This is a genomic window from Flavobacterium sp. GNP011 (genome assembly GCF_056428925.1).
Genome location: NZ_JBWJVJ010000041.1, coordinates 1 through 2,250, shown reverse-complemented (window position 1 = coordinate 2,250; position 2,250 = coordinate 1). Strand labels below are relative to the sequence as shown.

General features: G+C 33.6%; 1 protein-coding gene and 2 pseudogenes. All 3 read left to right on the top strand.

All coding sequences use genetic code 11. The annotated features are described in order from the left end of the window. A pseudogene (locus AC061E_RS16490) lies at positions 1-478 on the top strand (hypothetical protein); the annotation flags it as partial. A gap of 18 nt (positions 479-496) precedes the next feature. Then, positions 497-1,480: a hypothetical protein gene (locus AC061E_RS16485; RefSeq protein ID WP_478287234.1), complete on the top strand. Its 984-nt coding sequence runs from the start codon at positions 497-499 to the stop codon at positions 1,478-1,480. Between the two features lie 85 nt (positions 1,481-1,565). Next, positions 1,566-2,250: pseudogene (locus AC061E_RS16480) on the top strand (hypothetical protein); the annotation flags it as partial.

Below are 2,250 nucleotides of genomic sequence, written 5' to 3'. Positions count from 1 at the left end.
TATTACGGCTCCATATACAGCAGCAATACCAACTAGTTATTCTTATCCACAATCCGTTTATTTCAATGGCAATATAGGAATAGGAACCACAAAACCGGCACACAAACTGGATGTAATAGGTACTATTCGCTCCCGTGAAGTAAAGGTTTCAGTTGATGCTGGAGCTGACTTTGTATTTGACAAGGATTATACTTTACCATCGCTACAAGAAGTAGAAAAGTTTTTAACCAAAAACAAGCATTTACCCGAAATTGCTTCTGCCAAAGAAATGCAAAAAGAAGGTATCAATTTATCCGAAATGAACATAAAGTTGTTGCAAAAGATTGAGGAACTGACGCTGTATGTTATTGAGTTAAATAATAAGGTGGAATTACAACATGAGAAGGATAATCTACAGTCAAAAATGATTGAATTACAGAGAAAAAAAATAAATGAATTGGATAAAGAGTTATCTGATTTTAATAAAAAATCTAAATAGAACATTAACAATAGAGAAATGAGAAAAAGTGTATTATCGATTTTAGTAGTAATTTTAATATTTAATTTTTCAATTGCTACCGCTAGAACTTGTAATATAGAATCATTTGATTTAAGAGCATCTGTAAGTGATTATGAGACGAGTGTTACTTTTCCAGCGGGTTATTTGATAGGCGATTTTATAGAATTCGTTCAAGTTAACCCACATGATGCGGGGGCTTCTGGTTTTTATCAAGTTTCAGTTAGTTACACAAGAAACAGTGTAGCTAGTGCAGCTACACATTTGGCTTCAATTTCCCATGCCAATCCAAGTATATGGAGAGAATTAGGTAGAATTAATAATAATCCATATGTTGGTAGTAGAGTAAATTTTACTGTTGATTGCAATACAGAATATGGTAATGCTCGTTTTAGAGTACGTGCAACAAATACTTATGGAGTAACAACGGATCCTATTTCGGTTAATATTAAGATTACTGCTGTCAATTTTAATAGTTCTTTTGTACCACTTAATAATAGAGGGGTTGATTTAAGTGTTTCTAAATTTTTACCCATGACTTCAGATTGGGATTTATATGTAGGTGATTTATTCAGTATTAATGGAGCCTCATTAGCAATTAAAGCTATTCAAAATGGTAACGTAGGCATCGGTACCTCAAACCCCACCTCAAAACTAACTGTAGCCGGCAACATCACTTCTAGAGAAGTAAAAGTTTCTGTAGACGCGGGAGCTGATTTTGTATTTGACAAGGATTATGCTTTACCCTCCCTACAAGAAGTAGAAAAGTTTGTAACCGAGAACAAACATTTGCCTGAAATCGCTTCTGCCAAAGAAATGCAAAAAGAAGGCATCAATTTATCCGAAATGAACATAAAGTTGTTGCAAAAGATTGAGGAACTGACGCTGTATGTGATTGATTTTAAAAAAGAAATAAATGTATTAAAAGATGAAAACAGAGATCAACAAGAAGAAATTAGTAAACTTAAGAAAACAAAAAAGTAAAATGAACCACTTTTTTAAAATTATTTGTTTCAGTTTATTGTTCTTTTCTACAAAAGTAGCCGCCCAAACTTTAACGGCACTTCAAATGCAAAACGCTAGGGCAACTGGCTATGCAATTGTAGCCGCTAAAAATCCAGGAAAAAGTTTCTCTGTTCTTATGGTGAAGTGGGATGGTGTACATGATTTAGAATATAATGCTAATAATCAGATTAATCCAAGCTGGCACGCGCAAGCTGCAATAAAAGGAAATTATTTTGATCAAGCATTTGTAAATAATGATTTTACTAATTATAGTTCTGTTATAGTAAATCAGTCGGAATTTGATCTTTATAAATCTACTGGTACAGATTGGTGGATAGTTTGTTCTACCCTACCATTATTTAGTAATACAAGTTTGTCTATTTCTGATAATGGAAACTTAGGGATTGGTGCAAATAATCCTTTAGCAAAACTAACAGTTCAAGCTTCATCCGCAAATAGCAATGGAGGGTTTAAATTACTTGGATTTGCATATCCTACAGATTATAGTTATTGGAGTGATAGCCAAATGGCAATGATGTATAATGGGGTATTTAAAAATGTAATATCTTCAAATGGAGATTCCTATTTTAATGGAGGGAATGTAGGCATCGGCACGACCAACCCCACTTCAAAACTAACTGTAGCTGGCAACATCAATTCTAGAGAAGTAAAAGTGTCAGTGGATGCGGGAGCTGATTTTGTATTTGACAAGGATTATACTTTACCCTCGCTACAAGAAGTAGAAAAGT